At 68.3% G+C, this 23,429-nt stretch carries 21 protein-coding genes; 14 read left to right on the top strand and 7 right to left on the bottom strand.

Annotated features, from left to right (window positions below; genetic code table 11):
- Window positions 1-51: 51 nt before the first annotated feature.
- Both QSJ19_RS20110 and QSJ19_RS20105 read left to right on the top strand, forming a co-directional pair.
- Window positions 52-858: an LLM class F420-dependent oxidoreductase gene (locus tag QSJ19_RS20110; protein WP_286322771.1), complete on the top strand. Its 807-nt coding sequence runs from the start codon at window positions 52-54 to the stop codon at window positions 856-858.
- Window positions 859-920: 62 nt separating this feature from the next.
- Entirely contained in the window at window positions 921-2,939 is a 2,019-nt protein-coding gene (locus QSJ19_RS20105; RefSeq protein ID WP_286322770.1) for a TPM domain-containing protein, read from the top strand.
- A gap of 32 nt (window positions 2,940-2,971) precedes the next feature.
- Here QSJ19_RS20105 and QSJ19_RS20100 read toward each other — a convergent pair whose 3' ends face one another.
- Window positions 2,972-4,348 carry an NAD-dependent succinate-semialdehyde dehydrogenase gene (locus tag QSJ19_RS20100; RefSeq protein ID WP_286322769.1) on the bottom strand — a complete coding sequence of 459 codons (1,377 nt, stop codon included), beginning with the start codon at window positions 4,346-4,348 and terminating at the stop codon, window positions 2,972-2,974.
- A 195-nt stretch (window positions 4,349-4,543) separates the two neighbouring features.
- Between QSJ19_RS20100 and QSJ19_RS20095 the strand changes: the two genes are divergently transcribed.
- Complete coding sequence (locus tag QSJ19_RS20095; RefSeq protein ID WP_286322768.1) at window positions 4,544-6,637, top strand: PhoX family protein; 2,094 nt, start codon at window positions 4,544-4,546, stop codon at window positions 6,635-6,637.
- A gap of 13 nt (window positions 6,638-6,650) precedes the next feature.
- Here QSJ19_RS20095 and QSJ19_RS20090 read toward each other — a convergent pair whose 3' ends face one another.
- Window positions 6,651-6,872, bottom strand: coding sequence for a PLDc N-terminal domain-containing protein (locus tag QSJ19_RS20090; protein ID WP_286322767.1), 222 nt, complete (start codon window positions 6,870-6,872; stop codon window positions 6,651-6,653).
- A 57-nt stretch (window positions 6,873-6,929) separates the two neighbouring features.
- On the opposite strand from QSJ19_RS20090, the gene QSJ19_RS20085 reads away from it, so the two are divergent.
- The gene (locus QSJ19_RS20085) at window positions 6,930-7,418 is read left to right on the top strand and encodes a MarR family winged helix-turn-helix transcriptional regulator (RefSeq protein WP_286322766.1); all 489 of its coding nucleotides are present in this window, start codon (window positions 6,930-6,932) and stop codon (window positions 7,416-7,418) included.
- A 13-nt stretch (window positions 7,419-7,431) separates the two neighbouring features.
- Window positions 7,432-8,730: an MFS transporter gene (locus tag QSJ19_RS20080; protein ID WP_286322765.1), complete on the top strand. Its 1,299-nt coding sequence runs from the start codon at window positions 7,432-7,434 to the stop codon at window positions 8,728-8,730.
- A 149-nt stretch (window positions 8,731-8,879) separates the two neighbouring features.
- Here QSJ19_RS20080 and ggh read toward each other — a convergent pair whose 3' ends face one another.
- Window positions 8,880-10,220 carry a glucosylglycerate hydrolase gene (gene ggh, locus QSJ19_RS20075; RefSeq protein ID WP_286322764.1) on the bottom strand — a complete coding sequence of 447 codons (1,341 nt, stop codon included), beginning with the start codon at window positions 10,218-10,220 and terminating at the stop codon, window positions 8,880-8,882.
- 90 nt (window positions 10,221-10,310) lie between these two features.
- Here ggh and QSJ19_RS20070 point away from each other — a divergent pair, with 90 nt between their 5' ends.
- A complete protein-coding gene (locus QSJ19_RS20070) occupies window positions 10,311-10,991 on the top strand; it encodes an SDR family oxidoreductase (protein WP_286322763.1) in 681 nt (226 codons plus the stop codon).
- Between the two features lie 10 nt (window positions 10,992-11,001).
- Here the strand turns inward: QSJ19_RS20070 and QSJ19_RS20065 are convergent, their stop codons facing one another.
- Together QSJ19_RS20065 and QSJ19_RS20060 are read right to left on the bottom strand one after the other, a co-directional pair.
- On the bottom strand, window positions 11,002-11,391 hold the full coding sequence (locus QSJ19_RS20065; protein ID WP_286322762.1) for a nuclear transport factor 2 family protein: 390 nt from the start codon (window positions 11,389-11,391) through the stop codon (window positions 11,002-11,004).
- Window positions 11,392-11,443: 52 nt separating this feature from the next.
- Window positions 11,444-12,619: a thiolase family protein gene (locus QSJ19_RS20060; protein ID WP_286322760.1), complete on the bottom strand. Its 1,176-nt coding sequence runs from the start codon at window positions 12,617-12,619 to the stop codon at window positions 11,444-11,446.
- Window positions 12,620-12,707: 88 nt separating this feature from the next.
- On the opposite strand from QSJ19_RS20060, the gene QSJ19_RS20055 reads away from it, so the two are divergent.
- From QSJ19_RS20055 to QSJ19_RS20025, 7 genes are all read left to right on the top strand, one after another.
- Complete coding sequence (locus tag QSJ19_RS20055) at window positions 12,708-13,217, top strand: winged helix-turn-helix transcriptional regulator (RefSeq protein ID WP_286322759.1); 510 nt, start codon at window positions 12,708-12,710, stop codon at window positions 13,215-13,217.
- 153 nt (window positions 13,218-13,370) lie between these two features.
- A complete protein-coding gene (locus QSJ19_RS20050; protein WP_286322758.1) occupies window positions 13,371-14,585 on the top strand; it encodes a glycerophosphoryl diester phosphodiesterase membrane domain-containing protein in 1,215 nt (404 codons plus the stop codon).
- A complete protein-coding gene (locus QSJ19_RS20045; protein WP_286322757.1) occupies window positions 14,582-15,241 on the top strand; it encodes a DUF4129 domain-containing protein in 660 nt (219 codons plus the stop codon). The genes QSJ19_RS20050 and QSJ19_RS20045 overlap by 4 nt, the downstream gene beginning before the upstream one ends.
- Window positions 15,238-16,479 (top strand): DUF4350 domain-containing protein, encoded by a 1,242-nt coding sequence (locus QSJ19_RS20040; protein WP_286322756.1) that lies wholly within the window; start codon window positions 15,238-15,240, stop codon window positions 16,477-16,479. Before QSJ19_RS20045 ends, QSJ19_RS20040 begins: the two co-directional genes overlap by 4 nt.
- On the top strand, window positions 16,476-17,447 hold the full coding sequence (locus QSJ19_RS20035; RefSeq protein WP_286322755.1) for an AAA family ATPase: 972 nt from the start codon (window positions 16,476-16,478) through the stop codon (window positions 17,445-17,447). The genes QSJ19_RS20040 and QSJ19_RS20035 overlap by 4 nt, the downstream gene beginning before the upstream one ends.
- A gap of 4 nt (window positions 17,448-17,451) precedes the next feature.
- Window positions 17,452-18,744, top strand: coding sequence for a DUF58 domain-containing protein (locus QSJ19_RS20030; protein ID WP_286322754.1), 1,293 nt, complete (start codon window positions 17,452-17,454; stop codon window positions 18,742-18,744).
- A 407-nt stretch (window positions 18,745-19,151) separates the two neighbouring features.
- A complete protein-coding gene (locus QSJ19_RS20025; RefSeq protein ID WP_286322782.1) occupies window positions 19,152-19,718 on the top strand; it encodes a dihydrofolate reductase family protein in 567 nt (188 codons plus the stop codon).
- 31 nt (window positions 19,719-19,749) lie between these two features.
- Here QSJ19_RS20025 and QSJ19_RS20020 read toward each other — a convergent pair whose 3' ends face one another.
- Complete coding sequence (locus tag QSJ19_RS20020) at window positions 19,750-20,745, bottom strand: stage II sporulation protein M (RefSeq protein WP_286322753.1); 996 nt, start codon at window positions 20,743-20,745, stop codon at window positions 19,750-19,752.
- A gap of 101 nt (window positions 20,746-20,846) precedes the next feature.
- Between QSJ19_RS20020 and QSJ19_RS20015 the strand changes: the two genes are divergently transcribed.
- The gene (locus QSJ19_RS20015) at window positions 20,847-21,683 is read left to right on the top strand and encodes an RDD family protein (protein ID WP_286322752.1); all 837 of its coding nucleotides are present in this window, start codon (window positions 20,847-20,849) and stop codon (window positions 21,681-21,683) included.
- A 471-nt stretch (window positions 21,684-22,154) separates the two neighbouring features.
- On the opposite strand, the gene QSJ19_RS20010 is transcribed toward QSJ19_RS20015, so the two are convergent.
- Window positions 22,155-23,351 (bottom strand): acyl-CoA dehydrogenase family protein, encoded by a 1,197-nt coding sequence (locus QSJ19_RS20010; protein WP_286322751.1) that lies wholly within the window; start codon window positions 23,349-23,351, stop codon window positions 22,155-22,157.
- Window positions 23,352-23,429 lie beyond the last annotated feature (78 nt).

Below are 23,429 nucleotides of genomic sequence, written 5' to 3'. Positions count from 1 at the left end.
TCCGCGAATTCGGACAATGACGTGCCGCCCTTCTTTCGGCAGACTGGCGTCATGACCTTCACCGCCCGCGATTTCCCCGTCCGTATCGGTGTCCAGCTGCAGCCGCAGCACGCGCCGCAGTACTCCCGGATCCGCGACGCCGTCCGGCGTGCCGAGGATCTCGGCGTCGACATCGCCTTCAACTGGGACCACTTCTATCCGCTCTACGGCGACCCCGACGGGGAGCACTTCGAGTGCTGGACGATGTTGGGCGCCTGGGCCGAGCAGACCACCCGCGTCGAGATCGGCGCCCTGGTGACGTGCAACTCCTACCGCAATCCGGAACTGCTCGCCGACATGGCGCGGACCGTCGATCACATCTCCGACGGGCGGCTCATCCTCGGCATCGGCTCCGGTTGGTTCCAGAAGGACTACGACGAGTACGGCTACGAGTTCGGCACCGCTGGTGGTCGTCTCGACGATCTCGGTGCAGCGCTGCCGCGGATCTCCGACCGCCTCGGCAAGCTCAATCCGGCCCCGACCCGCGACATCCCGGTGCTCATCGGTGGCGGCGGCGAGAAGAAGACGTTGCGGCACGTCGCCGAGTACGCGAACATCTGGCACTACTTCGTCGATGTGCCGACCTATGAGCGCAAGTCGGAGATCCTCGACCGGCACTGCGCCGACGTCGGACGCGATCCGTCGGCGATCGAGCACTCGGCCGGGCTCAACTCGACCGATCCCGACGATGCGCTGAAGAAGGCGGATGAGCTGGTCGCGGCGGGTATCTCGCTGATCACCATCGGTGCCGGCGGCCCGGATTACGATCTGACCGTGCTCGAGGCGCTCTGCAAGTGGCGGGACTCGCACAACAGCTGACGCGGTGAGTCGGTGGGCATGGTCTGTCGTCGACCGGTTGGCTGACCGTTAGATTGGGACGCATGCCTGCCACCGCCACGCTCATCCGTCGGCTCGGTCTGCTCGTCGTCGCGGTCGTCGCCGCGCTCCTCCTCCCCGGTGTCTCCGGACCGGTGCACGCCGAGCCGCCGTCTCGACTGCCCACCCAGGTGGTCGACCCCGCCAACGTGCTGACCGACGGGCAGCGCGGCCATCTGCTGGGGTCGATCGATCAGCTCTACACCGACCACGAGATCCAGCTGTGGGTGGCCTACGTCCGGAGCTTCGACGGACTGTCGCCCGAGCAGTGGGCCCAACAGACTGCTGCAGCAAGCGATCTCGGTGACCGCGATGTTCTCCTCGCGGTCGCGACCGAGGATCGCGGCTACTACTTCTCCTCCCCGGAGTCGATCGACGGACTGGATCAGGACGCCCTCGACGACATCGCGCGCGGAGACATCGTCCCCGCCCTGAAGGACGGCAACTGGGCCGGCGCAGGCGAGGCGGCCGTCAGCGGCATCACGTCGGCGATGACGCCGTCGAACACCGGACTGATCACCGCAGCGGCCGTCGGCGGGGTCGCCGTCGTCGGCGGCGCGGGCGCCCTGATGTACACGCGTCGGCGCAAACGCCGACGGATCGAGGCCGGGCTCGACGCGGTGCGCGAGCAGGAACTGACCGGCGACCAGTTGCTGGCGCAGCCGCTCGAGGTCCTCGACCCGTGGTCGCGGGAGGTGCTCACCGACACCGACAACGCCATCCGCACCAGCGAGGAGGAACTCCAGTTGGCGATCGGCGAGTTCGGCGAGTCCGACACCGCCCAGTTCTCGCAGGCGCTCGCCACCGCCAAGACGGGGCTGGCCGAATCGTTCACACTCCGTCAGCGTCTCGACGACGACATCCCCGAGACCCCGGACGAGCGGCGGTCCATGCTCGTGCAGATCATCACCACCTGCACCGACGTCGACGCTGCGCTCGACGCACAGGTGGAGAGTTTCGACGCCATGCGGAATCTGCTGATCAACGCCGACAGCCGACTGGCCGAACTGACCCAGAAGCTCGTCGGGGTGCGGACCCGCCTGGAGAACTCGCAGACGCAGTTGGACACGCTGATCGCCGAGCACGGCGACGAGGTGCTCACGTCGATCACCAACAACATCACGCTGGCCCAGGAGGAGATCGAGTTCGCCGAACGCAGCGCCGATCAGGGGCGTGAGGCAGCAGCGGCACCGGCCGGTGAGCAGGGGCCCGCGGTCGCGGCGATCCGTTCCGCCGAAGGCGCGCTCGACCAGGCGAACAAACTGCTCGACGCGATCGACAACGCCGACCGCAACATCGCGGCAGCGCACACCCGGATGCCCGCCCTGATCCAGGAGGTCGACGGCGAACTCGCCGAGGCAGCGTCGCTGACCACCGATGGCGGGCCGGCCCTGGCCACCGCCGTCGCGGCGGCCACCACCGCCGTCGAGGCCGCCCGCACCCGCTTCTCCGAGGATCCGCTCGGTACCTTCACCGCCCTCGTGGACGCCGACGCCGACCTCGACAACGCGCTGGACTCTGCCCGCTCGGCATCGGCGGAGCGCCGGCGCAGGTCTGAACTGCTCACCGCAGCCATCACGTCTGCGCAGGCAAAGGTCTCGGCGGCAAGCGATTTCATCGCCACTCGACGTGGTGCGATCCAGTCCACGGCTCGCACCCGCCTCGCCGAGGCACAGCGCCTGCTGCAGGAGGCCACCGACGCGGGGACCGCCGATCCCGCAGGCGCGGCCGACACCGCGCGCCGCGCGGGCACGCTCGCCGATCAGGCGCTCATGGCCGCACAGGGTGACGTCGTGCAGTGGCAGCAGAGTCAGCCGCAGTCCGGTCCGTCGGCCGGCGGCGCCGTGCTCGGAGGCATCCTCGTCGACAGCTTCCTGCGTGGCATGGGTGGTGGCCGCGGTTGGGGAGGCGGTGGCGGTTTCGGTGGTGGATTCGGCGGCGGCTACAGCAGCGGCGGCCGCAGCCCGGGATCGTTCGGCGGCTCCGGCACATCCGGCCGGATCGGGGTCGGCGGGCGCTTCTGAGGCCGCCGCCCGATCCGTCGGTGCGGCAGCCGCTACTTGCTCGAGGTCCTGCGCAGGCGAGTGTTGACGAACTCGCCCAGACCCCAACGCCCGAGCTCACGCCCGTAGCCGGAGCGCTTCACCCCGCCGAAGGGCAGTCCGGGCAGCGTCGTACCGTGCTCGTTGATGTAGGCCATGCCGACCTCGAGCCGGTCGGCGACCTGCTCGGCGCGGTCGGTGTCGGTGCTCCAGACCGAGCCGCTGAGACCGAACGCGACGTCGTTGGCGAGTTCGACCGCCTCGTCGGCCGACGAGACCTTGTAGACCATCGCCACCGGACCGAAGATCTCCTCGGAGTAGGCGTCCATGTCCGGGGTGATGTCGGTGAGCACTGTCGGGGCCAGGAACGCGCCGTCACGGTCGAGCGGCTTGCCGCCGGTGTGCAGCGTCGCACCCTGTTTCACCGCGGTGTCGATCTGTTCGACGACGGTATCGCGCGCAGACACCGAGGACAGCGGGCCCATCCGGGTGTCCGGGTCGGCGGGGTCGCCGACGGCCGTCGCCTCGAACTGCTCGACCAGCCCGCGGACGAAGTCGTCGTAGAGTCCGTCGAGCACGATGAACCGCTTCGGCGAGTTGCACGCCTGACCCGCGTTGGAGAGTCGGGCGCGGGCCGCGATCTTCGTGGTCCGCGGCATGTCGGCGGTGTCGAGGAGGATGAACGGGTCCGAACCGCCGAGCTCGAGGACCGACTTCTTGAGGTTCTCCGCCGCGGCCTGCGCGACCGCGGCCCCGGCCGCGTCGCTGCCGGTCAGTGAGACACCGCGGATGGCCGGGTTCGCGAGCAGGTCGGCGATCTGGCTGCTGCTCGCGTACGCGTTGATGTAAGCGTCCTCGGGTACACCGGCGTCGTGCAGGATCTCCGCCATCAGCGCCGACGACGCCGCGCAGATCGACGCATGCTTGAGGATGATCGTGTTGCCCAGCAACAGATTCGGCGCGACGAATCGAGCCACCTGGTAGTAGGGGTAGTTCCACGGCATCACGCCGACGAGTGGTCCGATCGGCACGCGCTGCACGATGGAGGCGTCGGCTCCCTGCGGGTCGAGCGCCTCGGTGGCGAGCAGTTCGGGTCCGTGGTCGGCGTACCAGCGGTAGATGTCGGCGGCGAGCTGGACCTCACCGGCGGCTTCCTTGGTGGGCTTTCCCATCTCGGTCGTGATGGCCGAGGCGAGTTCGTCGGCACGCTTCTCGTACAGTTCCGCCGTCCGCGCCAGGGCGTCGGCACGCTGCGAGACCGAGGTGTCCCGCCACTGACCGTAGGCCGCCAGCGACCGGTCGGCGATCCCGGCGATGGCCTCGTCGCCGAGTCCGGGGAACTCGCGTTCGGTCTGTCCGGTCGCGGGATTCGCGGTCACGTATGTGCTCATCGAAAACACCGTCCTTTCACGTTGATGACGTGGGGTACCCCGCGCCCGTGGGACCAAACACCAGCCAGGTCGGACCGCATGATCAACGTGTGTTCGTCTCCCGTTCACGCCCGGATCGCCGTACATTTCACTCGCCTCCCTAACGTTCTGACAGTTCTCGATCAGCCCAGAGAGCGTCCCGGGGAGGGCCGTACCGTGCGTATTCCGTTGCAGTTGTTCGCGTCATCCGGCGATCAGGTCGGACGATCGGCCCGCGCGCAGGTGACGTGCCGATACAAGTGTGGCGAGGCGTGCTGGCACGAGCCCGGCAACTCGAGCGACAACCCGTACTTCCGTGATGTGCTGCGGTCCAGCGCTTCCCGACGGGCCGTGCTGAGGTCGTCGGCCGGCGCGGCGGTGGCGCTCGGCGCCACCTCGGTGCTCGCGGCGTGCGGAAGTGACACCGGTTCGAGCGCCGCGTCGTCGTCGGTGGCCACCAGCGGCGGCAGCGCGCGGCCCGGGATGAACTTCGCCGCAGTCGCACCCAATACCGAAGACGCACTGGTCATCCCGCAGGGCTACCGGCAGGACGTCGTCATCCGGTGGGGCGACCCGGTCCTTCCCGGGGCCCCCGAGTTCGACTTCGCGAAACAGACACCCGAGGCGCAGGCCATGCAGTTCGGGTTCAACAACGACTTCGCCGGGCTGATCCCGGTCGACGGTGTGAGCGGTCACCACTACCTCCTGTGCAATCAGGAGTACACGACCGAGGAGTTCATGTTCGCCGGCTACAAGCCGAAGGAGCCAACCGAGCAGCAGGCCCGGATCTCGATGGCCGCCCACGGGATCACCGTGCTCGAGGTCTCCGCGACACCCGGTAGTGGTGCGCTGACACCGGTTGTCGGACAGCGTAACCGGCGGATCACCGCATCGACCCCGATGCGGCTCACCGGGCCTGCAGCAGGCAGCGCCTTCGTCACCACGTCGGCAGATCCGGCCGGCACCACCGTGCTGGGCACGATCGCCAATTGCTCCGGCGGGCTCACCCCGTGGGGGACGATGCTGTCCGGGGAGGAGAACTTCAACAACTACTTCAGCAACGCGAGCACCGTCACCGACCCGGCCACCAAGGAGAATCTCGAGCGGTACAGCTTCGAGGACGACGGCGACTACCACCAGTGGGGACGGTTCGACAAGCGATTCGACCTCGCGCAGGAACCCAACGAGGCCAACCGATTCGGCTACGTCGTCGAGGTCGATCCGCACGACCCGTCGTCGACGCCGATCAAACACAGCGCGCTCGGCCGGCTGAAGCATGAGTCGGCGACGATCCATGTGGTGGGTTCGGGACCCGACGCCGGCACCGTCGTCGCCTACAGCGGCGACGACGAGCGTTTCGAGTACATCTACAAGTTCGTGTCGTCACGCACGATGAAGACCGGGTTGTCGGCGACGGCGCGAACGCACAACACCGGCATCCTCGACGAGGGCACGCTGTATGTCGCGTCGTTCACCGGCAACGAGCCGCAGGCGATCGACGGTTCCGGGAAGCTCCCGCCCAGTGGCTCGTTCGCGGGGACAGGCACGTGGCATCCGCTGCTCACGGTGAACGCCGACGGGAGCGCCCGCAGCCATGTGGACGGGATGGATCCGGCCCAGGTCGCGGTCTTCACCCGGGCGGCCGCCGACAAGGTGGGCGCCACGAAGATGGATCGCCCCGAGGACATCGAGCCCCATCCGCGGACGGGCAAGGTCTACTGCGCACTGACCAACAACTCCAAGCGCGGGACAGAAGGTGAGGCCGCCGCCGACACCGCGAACCCGCGCAATGAGAACAAGAACGGCCAGATCATCGAGATCACCGACAACCACACCGGCACCGACTTCACCTGGGATCTGCTGCTGGTCTGTGGCGATCCGGCCGAGGCCGACACCTACTTCGGCGGCTTCGACAAGACAGCGGTGAGTCCGATCTCCTGCCCCGACAACGTGGCGTTCGATCCGCACGGCAACCTGTGGATCTCGACGGACGGCAACGCGCTCGACAGCAACGACGGACTGTTCGCGGTCGCTCTCGACGGAGACCGACGCGGTGAGACCAAGCAGTTCCTGACCGTTCCGGTCGGCGCGGAGACCTGCGGACCGATCATCGGCCGCGATCGGGTGATCGTCTGCGTGCAGCATCCCGGCGAACTCGACGACCACTCCGCCGACAACCCGGCCTCCCACTGGCCCGACGGCGGCACGTCGCAGCCGCGGCCCGCGGTCGTGGCGGTCTGGCGCGACGGAGGTGCGCCGATCGGGGTCTGAGACTCAGCTCAGCTCAGCCCTTGCGCCCGAAGGTCAGGTAGGCGATCGGGCCGACATAGTTCACGAAGGTCAGCGCGACCCACAGCAGCTTCGGTCCCTTGATCTGTCCGGCCGGTCGGCGGCGTAGATCCCGCAGAGCGGCGCCCTGCAGCGCGAATTGCACCACGGCCCCCACGATGATCAGGGCCCGCGAACGAGGCGGCAGGGCCGAGAACCGCTTCTTCTGTTCTGTCATGCAGTTCACACTAGTGTCCGCTTTTATTTCGTAAGCCTAAGTATTAGGCTTGCGAATGTGTCTGCTGTCGAGGTCTCCGAGTTGGCGGTCGCATTGCGGCCTACCGTGACCAGGTTGTACCTGGCCCTTCGTCGCCGTACCCCGATCCAGGAGTACTCCGCCGCCCAGGCCTCGGCCCTGTCGGTCCTGCTCGACGATGGTCCCATGCGGATGGGCACGTTGGCCGACCGTGAGTCGATCCGTATGCCGACGGCCACCGCACTGATCGACGGGCTGACCAAGAACGGACTTGTCGAGCGCCGGCCGGATCCGGCCGACCGGCGAGCTGTGATGGTCGACCTCACCCCGCACGGTCGGCATGTTCTGGACCAGGTCCGCGGACGACGCGACAGCATCCTGACCGCCGCCCTGGCCGGGCTCAGCGCCGAGGACCGCGCGGCCCTGGCCACCGCGGCACCCGCCCTGCAGGCACTCCGCGAACAACTCGATGCGCTGCCCACCCACGCCGGCACCACGCCGGAGGGCGCAGCGACACCGACCGAGTGAACACGAGGAACACATGACCGCCACCGACAACCGGGCGGCGTCCCCGACGCCGCATCCCGATCACCACGGATCGTCCCATCCCGAATCATCGCTGATGGAGACCTTCCGACAGCAACCCCGTACGGTCTGGGTGACCGCATTCGCCGCCGTGATCGCCTTCATGGGCATCGGCCTGGTCGACCCGATCCTGAACAGCATCGCCGAGGCGCTGAACGCACCGCCGGAGAAACTGACGCTGCTGTTCGGCGTCTATGTCGGCGTCCAGTGCGTCGCGATGCTGCTCACCGGGTGGACCGCCTACCGGTTCGGCCCGAAGCGGACCCTGACCGTCGGATTGGCGTTCATCGTCGTGGCCGCCGGGATCTCCGCGTTCGCGAGCGGTATCGATCAGCTCATCGCCTATCGCGTGCTGTGGGGTCTGGGCAATGCGCTGTTCATCGCCACCGCCCTCGCGTTCATCGTGTCGGCCGCCAAGGGTAGTCAGCACGGCGCGATCATGCTGTACGAGGCAGCACTCGGCGTCGGTCTCGCGGTCGGCCCTCTGCTGGGAGCCGTTCTGGGCGAATGGAGTTGGCGTGCGCCGTTCGGTGGCACCGCAGTGCTCATGCTGATCGGGGCCATCCTGTGTGCGGTCATGCTGCCCGCCGACGGACCGCGCAGCACCCGGGTACCTGTCCGGATCATCGACCCGCTCAAGGCATTACGTAATCGCACTCTGCTGATCACGTCGATCGGCTCAGCCTTTTACACCGGCGCACTGTTCACCGTGATCGCCTGGGCCCCGATCGCCATGGGCCTGCGGCCGATCTATGCCGGCCTGATCTTCTTCGGCTGGGGCCTGCTGACCGCACTCGCCGGGGTGTTCATCGCACCGTGGCTCGCCGAACGTGTCGGGCAGAAGGGCGGCGTGATCACCGCCATCGGCACCTACGCCATCGTCATGGCGCTCGCCGCGGTCGGCGTGCTCGCCGGCCAGGTGTGGCTGATCGGTCTCGCCGTCATCCTGTCGGGCCTGCCGTCGGGTGTGCTCAACACGTTGTTCACCGGCGTCGCGATGTCGTCGGGCGACGACTCGATGCCGCGGTCGGTGTCCAGCGCCGGTTACAGCTTCCTTCGCTGGATGGGTGCCGCCGTCTCGGCCGTCCTCGTCGCACATCTCGCCGACTGGTTCGGCTCGGTCTCTGCGCCCTTCTGGTTCGCGGTCCTCTACTGCCTCGTGGCCGTGTTCGCGGTGTCGTTCGTCCGCGGGCGCGCCGCCGACGAGCGAGACGTCGACGACGAGGCCGCACTCGTCGGTGCCGAGGAATACTGAGCCGCCGAACCCACTCGCACCCCCACCCGCCGCCGCGCGCCCGCGCGCCGACATCCGTTCTTCCGCCGAGTGTGTGTTCGTCCTGCGGTTGCAACCGGAGGACGAACACACTTCCGGGGGAAGAACTGTCAACCGAGACGGTCGCTGGCTCAGTCGAGCCAGTCGAGCACCGCGGCCGCGGTCCAACTCTGCTGCATGCTGCCCAGCGGTTCGCCCGTGAACGGTTCGTAGTATTCCGCGAACGCGCCATCGGTCGCCTGCCGCAGACCCTCCTCGCGCAGGCGTGCCGATCGCTCGGTCCAGCCACGACGCGCGAACGCCCAGCTGAACAGCCACGTCATCACCGGCCACACCGGTCCACGCCAGTATTCGCGCGGTTTGAAGTCCATCGAGATCGGCGACGTCGACGGCGGGACGGCGTAGCGCAGGTCGGGGTGACCGCAGAATCGCGGGCCGTCGAACAGACGCAGGAGCGCGCGTTCACGTTCGCGCGAGAGGCCACCACAGATCAGCGGCGCGAACACCGCGAGCGTCTCGGTGTTGATCCAAGCGTCGGCCCGCAGATCGTAATCGCGTGCGGCGCCGTTTCGCTCGTTGGTCGAGGCGACCACTCCGGCGCGGAACCGGTCCGCCCACGCCCGCAGGTCCCGAACGTCGGACCGCGGTTTCGAGTAGTCCTCGCCGATCGTCGCGAGCACGTCGCAGGCGACTGAGAAGATCGCGCTGACGAACACGTCCTCGACGGCGAAGCTCATCACCTTCGGCAGCAGATCGTCGTCGTAGTTCGCCCGCTTCATCTGCTCGACCAACCAGATGTAGCGGTCGTACTCGAGGTCCGACGGACGCATCGAGAAGTCGGTGACGTGATCGAGATCAGCACGTGAGAACGGTGGGAGATCCTCTCCCGGAACAACATTGGCGTAGGGTCGATCCCATCGGGGTGAATTGTCCATCCCCGATTCCCAACCGTGGAACAGGGTGATGCGGCCGTTGCCGTGCGGGTCACGCGCATGGGCGAGCCATCGGTGCCAGCGCACCAGCGACGCCCACCGTCGGTCGATGAACTCGTTGGCGACGGCCCGGGTGGTACGTCCGTGTCGTCGCGAGTGATCCAGGATACGTTGCACCGCAATCGCATGCACCGGCGGCTGGGTGATGCCCGAGGTGTCGGGGAAGTCCGGCGCGCAGGCCGCCAGGCGGGCGCACTCCCACCGCGAGGGGCCCGGGAAGTAGCCGTCGCGGCCGTTGGCGAACACGATGTGCGGGATCATCCCGTTGTCCCACTGCGCGGAGAGCAGGGTGTCCATCTCGATGACTGCACGCTCGACCGACAACGGCGCCAGCCCGACGGTCACGAACGCGGCATCCCAACTCCACATGTGCGGATACAGCTTGGGAGCCGCACTCGTCATCGTCCCCAGGTCGTTGCCGCGGAGCAGGTAGGCGGCACGCGCCGAGAGCTGAGTCGGGGTGAATCCATACCGGGCCACCCAACGATTCTGCACCGGGTGCGGCATCGGTGCGCATCAAGGGCGGCCCGAGCGGGGTGGCCGTCGCACCGTGACCGGTAGGTTGGTGCTGTGCCCACCGCTTTGATCACCGGGGCAAGCCGTGGCCTCGGCGCCGAGATCGCCCGCCAACTCGCCCCCAGCCACGACCTGCTGCTCGGTGGCCGACCGTCCGCCGGGCTCGATGCACTCGCCACCGAGCTCGACGGGGCGAGCACGTTCGCGGTCGAGCTGACCGACTACGACGAGGTGGAGGCCGCCGTGGAGGCGATCACGACCCTCGACGTCCTCGTCCACAACGCCGGGGTCGGCAGCAGCCTCGAGCGCGTCGCCGAGACACCGGTCGAGGAATGGCACCACGTACTCGAGGTCAATCTCGTGGCCGCGGCCGAGCTGACCCGACTCCTGCTGCCCGCACTGCGCGAGGCGCACGGGCACGTCGTGTTCATCAACTCCGGCGCAGGCCGCCGGGCCAATCCCGGGTGGGCACCGTACGCAGCGAGCAAGTTCGGCCTCCGCGCACTCGCCGACGCCCTGCGCGCCGAGGAACCCGATCTCCGCGTGACGTCGGTGTTCCCCGGCCGGATCGACACCGACATGCAGCGCGACCTCGTCGCGATCGAGGGCCACGACTACGACCCGTCGAGATTCCTCAAGGCGTCGAGCGTCGCCGGCGCGGTCGTGGCCGCCGTGACCACGTCGGCCGACGCACATCCCGAGGAGATCGTGCTCCGGCCGACGGGCCGCGGCTGACGCACAGACGTCAGAGCTGCTTGAGGTCCGACTGCTCCCAGACCGCACGCATCGACGACACCTTGCCGTCGGCGTCGAACACCATGATGTCGATCGGGGTGATCTCGAACTTCATCCCCGACGTCCCGGTGACCAGGGTGAACTCGAAGACGGCCGTGTCCCCGGCGATCTTCTTCCACCTGAGTGTCGCGGTCCGTTCGTCCATCCCGGTGATCACCGAGTAGAACTCCACCAGCTGGTCGCGGGTGGTACGCAGATCGGCGCCGATCGGATCCTCGACGGTCGCGTTCGCGGCGTAGAGGTCGGCGATCTGTTCGGCGGTGCCCGAGTTGAGCAGATCGACATAGGCGTCGACCACCGCGTTGATCTTCTCGCTCAGAGTTTCCTGTTCGACCGTCATCGAGAGCCTTTCGTCAAAGTAGAACGTGTTCTACTTCCAGACGGTAGCACCGTCAACCGTCGAGCCGTTCGTAGATCGTCGCGTTGGCGACGCCGCCGGCCTCGCACATCGTCTGCAGGGCGTACCGCTCGCCCCGCTGCTCGAGGGCGTTGACGGCCGTGGTCGCCAATCGTGCGCCGCTGGCCCCGAGCGGATGTCCGAGAGCGATCGCACCGCCGTGGACGTTGACACGCTCGATGTCGACGTCGAGTTCCGTGGCCCACGCGAGGACGACCGGGGCGAAGGCCTCGTTGACCTCGAAGAGGTCGATGTCGGAGAGGCCGAGACCGCTGCGCGACAGCACTTTACGAGTTGCGGGGATGATCGCGGTCAGCATCAGGAGTGGATCGTCGCCGGCGACGGAGAACGAGTGCACACGCGCCCGGGGTCTGAGCCCCATCTCGCGGGCCTTCTCCTCCGACATGATCAGCACCGCGGCGGATCCGTCGCTGATCTGGCTCGCGTTGGCCGCGGTGATCGACCATCCGATCTCCGGGAAGCGCGCCGCCATCGCGTCGTCGTAGTAGGCCGGGCGCAGCTTCGCGAGGTCGGCGACGGTGCTGCCGAGACGGATACCCTCGTCGGCGTCGAGTCCCGCGATCGGCGCGATCTCGTTCTCGAAGAGTCCGTTCTTGGTCGCGACCGCCGCCAGATCGTGCGAACGCAGCGAGAACTCGTCCATCTCGGTCCGCGAGATCCCCCAGCGCGCAGCGATCAGCTCGGCCGAGATGCCCTGCCCGACGAGTCCGTCCGGGTAGCGGGCGTCGAAGGCGCGCCCGTTGAGGTCACTCGTCCCGACGACGGCCGATCCCATCGGCACCCGAGACATCGATTCGACACCGGCCGCGACGACGACGTCGTAGGCACCCGAGATCACGCCCTGCGCGGCGAACGCGATCGCCTGCTGCCCGCTGCCACACTGCCGATCCACCGACACCCCGGGCACCGACTCGGGATAACCGGCCGCCAGCAGCGCCCGGCGGGCGATGTTGAAGCTCTGCTCCCCGACCTGACTGACCACACCCGTGACCACGTCGTCGATGACCTCGGGATCGATGCCGGTGCGTTCGACGACCCCGGCGAGACTGTGCGCGAGCAGGTCGACGGCGTGGACATCATGCAGTGCGCCGGCGGTCTTGCCCGTGCCGATCGGCGTACGGACAGCGTCGACGATGACCGCATTTCTCATGATTCCTCCATCTCCGGGCCACCTGACTTTGGATGACTATAGTCAGAGGTGTACGCCCTGACTATGGTTCTGTCAAGTCAGATGTAGGATGGCTCGCATGATGCTCACGGGCCCACTCGCCGACCGAGATTCCTGGGAGGCGAGCAACTGCTCGATCGCCAAAGCCCTCGACATCGTCGGCACGCGCTCGGCGATCCTGATCCTGCGCGAAGCCTTCTACGGGGCGACCCGGTTCGAACAGTTCGCCCGACGGGTCGGCATCACCGACGCGGTGGCGTCTGCGAGGCTCAAGGAACTGACCGAGGCCGGGATCTTCGAGAAGGTGCCGTATCAGGAGCCCGGACAGCGCGCGCGCAGCGAGTATCGCCTCACCGAGATGGGCCGCGACCTGCTGCCCACCGTGCTGGCGTTGCTGCAGTGGGGCGACCGATACCTCCAGCCCGACGGTGCGCCGTTGCGGTTGACCGACACCGACTCCGGCGACCCGGTCACGGTCGATGTCCGCGCGGCCTCGGGTGTGGGACCGGACGTGCGGTCGGGCGCACCCGTCGACGCCGACCACATCGAGGTCGCCCCGGCACGACGCCGACGGCGGTGAGCACCGCGGCCCGGTCCTGACCATCGTCGTCGGCGCGGTCATCCGCGCGACGGACAACCCGGCAGATCGCCGCCCGGTTTTGGTACTTTCGCCGACAACACCACCGGGACGATCAGCTGCCCCGACGAGACCAGACGGGATGAGCCAGCGGCCATGAGTGAGATCGGCGAGCACGACGGGCCACCCGGGAGTTCCGGTCCCGGATCCTGGGTCGCGCCCGGTGCCCCTCCTCCTCCGACATCCCCGGCGCCGCCGACATCCTTGCCTCCACCGACACCCCCGACAGCGCCGGCCGGTCCTCCGGTTGCCCCGGTCCCGCCGGGATGGACGCCGCTTCCGGGGCCGGCGGCCGCGCCCACACCACACCCCGCCTGGGGAACCAGCGCACCGCCCCCGCCCCTCTGGATCAATCCGCTGGCCGCGCACCGACCCGGCATCATCCCGTTGCGCCCACTGGCCGTCGGCGACATCCTGCAGGCCGTCTTCACCGCGATCCGCCGGAGCCCGGGGACCTACCTCGGTCTCACCCTGCTCACCTGGGCGGCGTTCCTCGTGGTCGCCGCGGTGATCGGGCTGTGCGGACTGGCGTTCATCTCGGCCACGGACGGCTGGGGCACCGATGTCGGTGACGCGGTCCTCATCTCCGGCGTACTGCTGCTGAGCACATTGAGCGGTGTGGTGACGGCGGCGCTGTGCGGCATGTTCGCCTACCCGGCGAACCAGCAGGCAATCGGGCGCACGCCGACGGTCGGCGAGACCTGGCGACGTACCCGAGCGCGCCTCGCACCACTGTTCGGGCTGTATGTGCTGGTGCTTTTCGTCGGCGCGGCCGCAGCGATCCCGCTGTTCGTGGTGTCGGTGTGGTCGTTCACCCTCGGCGGAGGCCTCATCCTCGTCGGCCTGCTTCTCCTCGCCGTGATCGCCGCCGGAGCAACCTGGCTGTCGGTGCGGCTGGCGTTCTGCCTGCCGGCCGTCGTGGTGGAGGGCTGCGGCGTGACCGACGCCATTCGGCGATCGTTCGGTCTCACCGCCGGCCGGTTCTGGCGGACGTTCGCGGTGCTGGTCCTCGTGATCGTGTTGACGTCGATCGCGTCGACGGTGATCTCCGGTGCGTTCCAGATCGCCGGAGGAGTGGTCGGCATGGCCGGTTCCACCGGCGACATCGGGCTGCTCACCCCGGTCGTGCTCGTACTTCCGCTGCTCGGGTCGGTCCTCGCGACGCTCGTCACGCAGCCGTTCATCGCGCTCACGGTCGCCCTGCTGCACGTCGATGCCCGTATCCGCAGTGAGGGTTACGATCTCGTACTCGCCCAGGGTGCCTCCGAGGTCGCGCACGGTGGGCACCGCGACGGCTGGATTCTCTCGTGACGACGGCCGCCGTGCTCGCCGCATTGTCACCGAACAACGACGAGGCACGGCGCTGGCTGTCCGACGAACTGTCGAAACCGCGGTACGGATCATCCGAACCCGGCCTTCTCGAACGGATCTGGCGTTCGATCGAGGATTGGTTCGACTCGGTGCTGAGTCAGATCTCCGGCGCCTCGACGCCCCTGCCGGGATTCGTCGCGGCGATCGTCGCGATCACCCTGCTCGCTCTCGGCCTGTATCTCCTTCGCTTCGTGCGCCGCACGCCGCGGGCGCCGCGAGCGGAGACGGTGAGTGTGTTCGGGGAGCGGGATGTCTCCGCCGATGAGTTCCGGCGACGCGCGCAGGCCGCTCTCGCGCGAGACGACGCCGACGCCGCGGTGCTCGACGGTATGCGCGCGATCGCACGTCGAGGCCTCGAACGCACCCTCCTCCCCGATGCGCCGTCGCTCACCGCGCACGAGGTGGCCGACGAGCTCGCCGCACACTTTCCGGATCACCTCGACCGATTGCGCGTGGCGGCAACCACATTCGACGAGGTCGCCTACGGTGGGCGTCGCGCGACCACGCTTCGGGCCCAGCAGGTCCTCGAGCTGGACGCGGCGATCTCCTCGACTCGGCCGCGGTCGACGGTCCCCGCCTCGGAGATGTCGACATGACGTCGACGGCATCGCCCACCGCGGCGCCCACGAGCACGCACTCACCGGCCCGACGGCGGACTGCGCTCTGGGTGGTGATCGCGCTCGTCGTCGTCGCGGTGCTGACCGGTCTGATCCTCGTGGTCGGGGGCGGAGGGCCGGCGCCCACCGAATCGCTCGACCCCGAGAACCCGGGGCCCACCGGGACGGCCGCTCTCGCCGCCGTTCTCGACGAGCACGGTGTGCCGGTCGCCGTCGCCCGCGGTCAGCGCGACCTGCTCGCCGACCCGCGGCCCGGGTCGGGCACCACCGTCGTCGTCGGCGCCACGGAGGATCTGGGTGAGAAGACCGCGCGCACGTTCCTCGACCGGGTGCGTGGCGCCGACCGTGTCATCGTCGTCGCGCCGTCGTGGCGAGGCCTCGAGTTGCTGGGTCTGCCCGTGGTGACCAGCTTCTCCTCCGGTGTCACCGATTCGGTCGACGCGCGGTGCACGACACCCGGCATCGCCCCCGCCGACGTCGTTCTCCACGACGACCTCGGATACCGCATCATAGATCAGAATGTCCGTGCGACATCGTGTTTCACCACCGACGACTCGTCCGCACTGATCGCACTCCCCGCGACGTCGGGTCGACCCGAGGTCGTCGTTGTCAACGGCGCGATGCTGCAGAACGACGACATCACCCGGTTCGACAACGCCGGCGTCGCGCTGCGCACCTTCGGTCGCTCCGACCGCATCCTCTGGTACGTGCCGTCGATCGCCGACACCGGACCCGCCGACGACGCCGGCGACTCCGACATCCCGCGCGCCGCCGGTCCGCTGATTCTCCTCGCGTTCTTCGGCCTTCTCGCCCTGATGTTCTGGCGCGGAAGACGATTCGGTCCGCTCGTCACCGAGCCGCTGCCCGTCGTCGTCAAGGCGATCGAGACCACCCAGGCGCGCGGTCGGATGTATCACAAGGCCCGCGCCGACTCTCGCTCTGCCGGACAGTTGCGGGTCCACACCACCGACCGGCTCGCCCGCCATCTCGGTCTTCCCTACGACGCCGCCGCTGCCACGGCGGCCCTGGGCACCGACCATGCGGCGCCCGATCCCCGCGTCTCCGCGATCATCGCGGCCGCCGCCCGCGCCTCCGGCCGCGATCCGCGGCAGGTGCATCAGCTGCTGGCCGGTGCGCTCCCGCAGACGCCCGACGACCTGCTGTTGTTCGTCACCGATCTGACCGCCCTCGAGAAGGAAGTCCGACGCACGCCATGACCATGAACCCCGGTGTCACCCGAGACTCCCGCGCCGCTCTGGCCGCGGTTCGCGACGAGGTCGCCAAAGCCGTCGTCGGACAGGATGCTGCCGTCGCCGGCATCCTGATCGCGCTGCTGTGTCGCGGCCACATTCTCCTCGAGGGTGTGCCCGGGGTGGCGAAGACCCTGTTGGTGCGATCCGTGGCGACGTCGCTGAGTGTCGACACCAAGCGTGTGCAGTTCACCCCGGATCTCATGCCGGGCGATGTCACCGGCTCACTCGTGTACGACAACGCCACATCGGAATTCACCTTCCGCGAGGGTCCGGTCTTCACGAACCTGCTCCTCGCCGACGAGATCAACCGCACCCCGCCGAAGACGCAGGCGTCGCTGCTCGAGGCGATGGAGGAGCGGCAGGTGTCGGTCGACGGGGTCGCGCGCCCGTTGCCGAATCCGTTCCTCGTCGCCGCCACCCAGAATCCTGTCGAGTACGAGGGCACCTATCCGCTGCCCGAGGCGCAGCTGGACCGCTTCTTGGTGAAGGTGACTCTTCCGCTGCCTCCGCGCGACGACGAGATCGCCGTCGTCATGCGACATGCCGCCGGCTTCGACCCGCGCGATCTCGCTGCTGCGGGCCTGCGTCCCGTGGCATCGGCTGCCGATGTCGTCGCCGGTGCCGACGCGGTTCGTCGGGTCTCGGTGTCTCCGCAGGTGATCACCTACATCGTCGACATCGCCCGCGCGACACGGATGTCGCCGTCGCTGTCGTTGGGTGTCAGCCCCCGTGGAGCCACCGCGTTGCTGGCCACGAGTCGTGCGTGGGCGTGGCTCAACGGCCGCGACTTCGTCACCCCGGACGACGTGAAGTCGTTGGCGCAGTCCACGCTCGCGCACCGGCTCTCGCTGCGGCCGGAGGCCGAACTCGAAGGTGTGTCGATGGCCGCCGTTCTCGACGCCGCGGTCGGGTCCGTCCCGGTTCCGCGCTGAGACGGTGTTCGTCACCGGCCGGCTGCCCGCCCTGGTCATCCTCGGCGCGATCCCCGTCGTCGTCTACCCGAGCTTCGCCACCGTGTGGCTGTGGTTCCTGTTCTGCCTGACCGTGCCCGTCGTCGATGTCGCCCTCGCCGGCAAGACGACGGCGGTGCGGGTGATGCGTCGGCCGACGGCGCCGATCCGTCTGGGCGATCGAACCACGTCGGAACTGATCGTCGAGAACACCGGATCACGCCGATTCCGCGGCCAGATACGAGATGCGTGGCAACCGTCGGCGGGTGCCCGCGACGCCCGCGCCCGACTGACGATCCCGGCGGGCGAGCGTCGCGCGGTGATCACCCGGCTGTCCCCGACGCGTCGGGGTGACCGACAGGCGGTCCGCGTGACGATCCGGCGCAGCGGTCCGTTCGGGATCGCCGGACGTCAGCGTTCGTTCTACATCCCCGGACAGGTCCGCGCGCTGCCGCCGTTCGGATCGCGTAAGCACCTCCCGTCACGGCTGGCCCGGCTCCGTCAGCTCGACGGCCGGTCGGCGGTTCGGATTCGCGGCCAGGGGACCGAATTCGACTCGCTCCGCGACTATGTCGACGGTGACGATGTCCGCAGCATCGACTGGCGGGCCACCGCGCGGCGCCGTTCGACGGTGGTCCGCACGTGGCAGCCGGAGAAGGACCGGCACATCATCATCGTGCTGGACACCTCGCGCACCTCGGCCGGTCGCGTCGACGACGTCCCGCGCCTCGACGCCGCCATGGACGCGGCTCTCCTGCTGGCCGCGTTGGCCTCGCACGCGGGGGACCGCGTCGACCTGCTCGCCGGAGATCGTCGGGTCCATCGGCGTGTCGTGGGTTCGGGGCGGACCACTCTGCTCAACGACCTGGTGAACGCGATGGCTCCACTGGAACCCACTCTGCTCGAGGCGGATTGGCCGATGCTCGGCGCCGAGGTCACCAAGCTGAGCCGGCAGCGCGCGCTCGTCGTCCTGCTCACGCCGTTGGAACCGGCCGCCGTCGAGGAGTCATTGCTGCCGCCGATGTCGGTGCTCGCCCAGCGCTACCGTGTGGTGCTCGGCTCGGTCGCCGACCCAGCGTTGAGCCGCATGCTCGACCAGCGCGACGACGCCCGCGAGATCTACGACGCCGCCGCCGCCGCGCGCACCATCGCGTTGCGCAACCGCACGTCGAGCGCGCTCGGACGACTCGGCGTGGAGGTCGTCGACGCCGACCCGGAGCGACTCCCCGCCGCGCTCGCCGACCACTACCTGTCGTTGAAGGCGCGCGGGTTGTTGTAGGTGGGATGCCGCCATCTCACCGACCTGTCGGAGTCGTCGAAGGCCTCGGTCGTCGAAGGCCCGGGTCGTCGACGAAGTCCGGCCATCCGCCGATCGTGTCCAGATTTTCGCCGACCGTGCCCAACGACTTCCCACGCCGACCGAGGAGACGCCTTGCACCCCAGTCAGATGAGCCCGATGCCGACCTACGGACGCACCCACGCTGCGCCGCCTCGCCCTGTCGCTGTCGGCCCGATGCCGCCGACCAACACGGGGTGGGCCGTTGTCGCCCTGCTGTTCTTCTGGCCCCGTCGCAGACGTAGCGAAAATCGTCGCTGAGAGAAGGTTTCCGCTACGTCTGCAGAAGACGGCTACGGGTTCGGCTGAATCCCGCGATGAGTTCCGCCGTCCCGTGCAGTCTGACCATCATGGGCACACTCATCTACGGTTTCAACGTCTCGCTGGACGGCTACATCGCCGACGCACAGGGCAACATCGACTGGTCGGATCCGAGCGAGGAACTCCACCAGTACTGGAACGACTTCGAGCGGGAGACCGTGCTGTCGCTGTACGGGCGACGACTGTACGAACTCATGTCCACGTACTGGCCGACCGCCGACCAGGACCCGGACGCCGGACCGATCATCACCGACTTCGCGCAGGTCTGGCGCGACATGCCCAAGGTCGTGTTCTCGCAGACCCTCGAGTCGGTCGACTGGAACTCACGCCTCGAGCGAGGCGATCCGGTCGAGGTGGTGAGGAAGCTGAAGGCCGAGACCGACGGCCAGATGGAGGTGGCCGGTGCGACACTGGCGACGCCGATCGTGCAGGCGGGCCTCGTGGACGAGTTCCGACTCGTGGTCGCCCCGACCGTCGTCGGCGGTGGCCTTCCGTTCTTCCCCAGCCTGCCGTCGTGGCTCTCGCTGCAGCTCGTGGAGAACCGCACCTTCCCGGGCGGTATCGTCCTGCTGCGGTACGAGGTGAAGCGGGGCTGACGGGGCGCAACCGATACGGGCGTCGGGCACCTCAACCCACCGTCGGAACCGCCGCCCCGCGCTCGGCCTCGCTGAGGTCGCCGGCCTCGCCGGCGTTGTGTGCCCACCGCCCGAGCGTGAACACATAGGCGAGAAATCCGAGCCACGCGATCACGCCGATGGCGATCCGCATCCACGTCGGCAGACCGGATGGTGTCACGAACGCCTCGATGAGCCCACAGATCAACAGCAGCACGACGAGCCCGAGGGCGACACCGATCGCGGCGCGCCCCTCCTCGCCCAGAGCCTGCACTCGCGTCCGCGCGCCCGGGGCGACCCACGCCCAGAACAGCCGCAGTCCCACCCCGGCGGCGACGAACAGACATGTCATCTCCAACAGTCCGTGCGGCGTGATGAGTCCGAAGAAGAGATCGCCGCGGCCGTGCCGGATCATGATCGAACCGATGATCGCCAGGTTGAGCATGTTCTGGTACAGCATGTAGATCACCGGCAGGCAGAACACCCCGAAACCGATACACAGTGCGGCGAGCCAGAAGTTGTTGGTCCACACCCGGGCCGCGAACGACGTCGCGGCGTATTCGGTGTAGTAGCTCTCGAAGTCGGTCTGCACCAACTGTTCGATCTGCGCCTGCGACATCAGCGAGTTCTCGATCCGGGGATGCTCGATCAGCCACCATGCCATCACCACGGCGGCGGCGAACGACGCCGCCATGACCGACAACCACCACCACCGCATCCGATAGAGCGCGGCAGGAAACGAGCGGGCAAAGAATCGTCCGACGTCGGACCACGTCCCCGCGCGGGTTCCGGCGGCCCGCGAGCGGGCACGGGCCAGCAGCGCCGAGAGGTAGGCGACCAGCGATGCATCCGGAGCCGACGACCGGATCACCGAGAGATGGGTCGCCACACGCTGATAGGAGTCCAGGATCTCGTCGGCTTCGGCGCCGGACAGCATGCGCTGCCGGGAGAGGCGGTCGAGCCGCTCCCACGTCGCGCGATGCGCGGCCACGTAGGCGTCGAGATCCACGGACTCAGGGTATCCGGACGTGACCGGATTGCGGTTTCCCGTCATTCATCCGGTGCAGCCCGGACACCTGCGCGGCCACGGCCGGGATACCCTTGGCCACCATGTACGGACCGCTGCCGCCGGCGATGGCACCCGCGGGTGTCAGCGGGACCGTGGGCGTGGGCCGCGACGATCTCGTCTCCGGCGAGGCCGTGGCGCTCGACCTCCCCCCGGCGGGCATCGGCCTCCGGATGGTCTCCGGCCTCATCGACCTCGTCCTCGGGTTCGCCGCGTGGTACGCGCTCCAGTGGCTGAGTCTGAAGGTCGTCGGCGACACCGACTTCGCACTCCTCGTCGCGTCATTCACCCTGTCCATGGTCACCGCGCTCGTCGTCGTGCCGACGGTGATGGAGACGGTGACCCGCGGCAAGACCGTCGGCCATTGGGCGATCGGTCTCCGCACGGTCCGCGACGACGCCGGTCCCATCGGCCTCCGGCACGCGCTGACCCGTGCCCTGCTCGGGGTCATCGAGATCTACGGCTGCGCGGGGATACCGGCGCTGTTGGCCGCGGTCTGCACCCGCAAGGGACAACGGTTCGGGGATCTCCTCGCGGGCACCTATGTTATCCGTGACCGCCATCGCCTGTCGGTTCCCGACCCGATCCCCATGCCGCCCGAGCTGTCGACGTGGGCGCAGACCGCGGACGTGGCACCGCTGCCCGATCAGCTCGCGATCATGGTCCGGCAGTTCCTCGCCCGGCGCGCCGACATGAAGCCGCAAGCCCGGATGCTGTTGAGCCAGAGGCTTCTCCGTGACGCGGCACCCTATGTCGCACCCGCCCCGCCCGCAGGGGCGCCGGATGAGTTGGTGCTCATCGCGATCATGGCCGAGCGCCGACGACGCGACACCGAGCGGCTCCACCGGGATGAGCGGTTGCGGCGGAGGTTGTTGGGGTGAGGTCGAGCGGCGTCCTACTTCACTGTGACGCCGACAGTCGTCCCGGACCGCGTGGTGATCGCCAGGTCGGTCTCACCCTCCGGGTGTGGCGAGGGTGAGCCGCCAGGTACCCACACTGGGTGTCCACGCACACGTGTTGAACGGTTGGCATCTCGCAAGTAGGCCAGGGTGTCCTGGCGGGTCACTCCCGCAGCGTTTGCCGGGACCGTCTGTTGACAGTCGAGGGTGTTCTGATGGCTGACACACACATCTCCGGTCGGCACGACCTGGACGCGAAAGGTTCGCGCCGTCGGCACGTCGCCGGGAAATTCGAAGCGCAACGTCGCGTAGGTATCGGTGACAGCGCCACCCGGACCACCCGGTGCCGAGGATCCGCCGTCCAGACTGCCCAGGGGCCGGGTGGCTGCGTGGCCGGTGTGCACCGTTCCGATTGATCGTAAGCCGTCGGGTTCGGCGGCGGACGCGATCGTGCTATTTCAGATCCGCGCTCGACTTCCCGAGCACACGGCGCGCGATGATCAATTGCTGGATCTGCTGCGTGCCCTCGAAGATGTCGAGGATCTTCGAGTCGCGGGCCCACTTCTCGAGCAGCATCGACTCCGAGAAGCCTGCTGTCGCACCGACTTCGACGGCCTTGTTGGTGATGTCGGTGACGGTCCGGCCGGCCTTGGCCTTCGACATCGACGCCTCGGCCGAGTTCGGCTCGGAGTTGTCCGCCATCCACGCCGCGCGCACCGTGTGCAACCACGATGCCTCCCAATCGGATTCGAGACGAATGAACTCGCAGACCGAGGCGTGCTGGGCAGCGGCCGGCTTGTCGTAGTCGACCGGATGTCCGGCCTCTTCGAGAATTCGTCGCAGTTCCTCGAGCGAGGCACGACCGAGTCCGATGGCCATCGCGGCGACGACCGGACGCGTGTTGTCAAAGGTCTGCATGACCCCGGCGAAGGCCTTCTTGGTGTCTACCTCGGGTGAGCCGAGCAGGTTGTCGGCTGGTACGCGGGCGTTCTCGAAGCGGACGACCGCGGTGTCTGACGCCTTGATGCCGAGTTTGTGCTCGAGCCGCGCGACCGTGACGCCGTCGGTGGTCATCGGCACGACGAAGCTCTTGATGGCGGCACGACCCGCACTGCGGTCGACAGTGGCCCAGACCACCACGTGGTCAGCCCGGGATCCAGCGGTCACGAAGATCTTCTCGCCGTTGATCACGTAGTCGTCACCGTCACGGGTGGCCGTCGTCGACACCGCTGCCGAATCCGAACCGAAGCTGGGCTCGGTGATGGCCATCGCCGCCCAGACACCGGAGAACCGCTCGAGTTGCTCCTCGGTGGCCACCGCGGCGATTGCGGCGTTGCCCAGCCCCTGGTACGGGATCGACAGCAACAGGCCGACGTCGCCCCAGCTCATCTCCCGCGCCGAGATGAGGGCGCGCATGTTGGCGCCGTTCACCGACTCGTCGGCGCTCGGCGCCTTTTTCTCGCCGTCGGCCCGCTTCTCTTGCTTGCGCGACTGCTGCGCGAGTTTGCCCAGCTCATCGAGCTCGGTCGGGTACTCGTGTTCAGCCTGGTCGTATCTGCGTGAGATGGGGCGGAAGATGTGCTCGGCCGCCATGTGGGTGCGCTCGACCGTCGAATCGAACTTCGAGGGGAGCTCCAGGTTGATCGCCATGTGCACATCTTACTCATGAGTAAGTTCATTTCCAACCATGAGTTCTCCACAGGACCGGAGCTAATACTTTTCCAACCC

This window comes from Gordonia sp. ABSL11-1 (assembly GCF_030315685.1).
Taxonomy (GTDB): Bacteria; Actinomycetota; Actinomycetes; order Mycobacteriales; family Mycobacteriaceae; genus Gordonia.
Note: the sequence above shows the minus strand (reverse complement) of the source record. Positions and strands in the feature narration are given on the sequence as shown.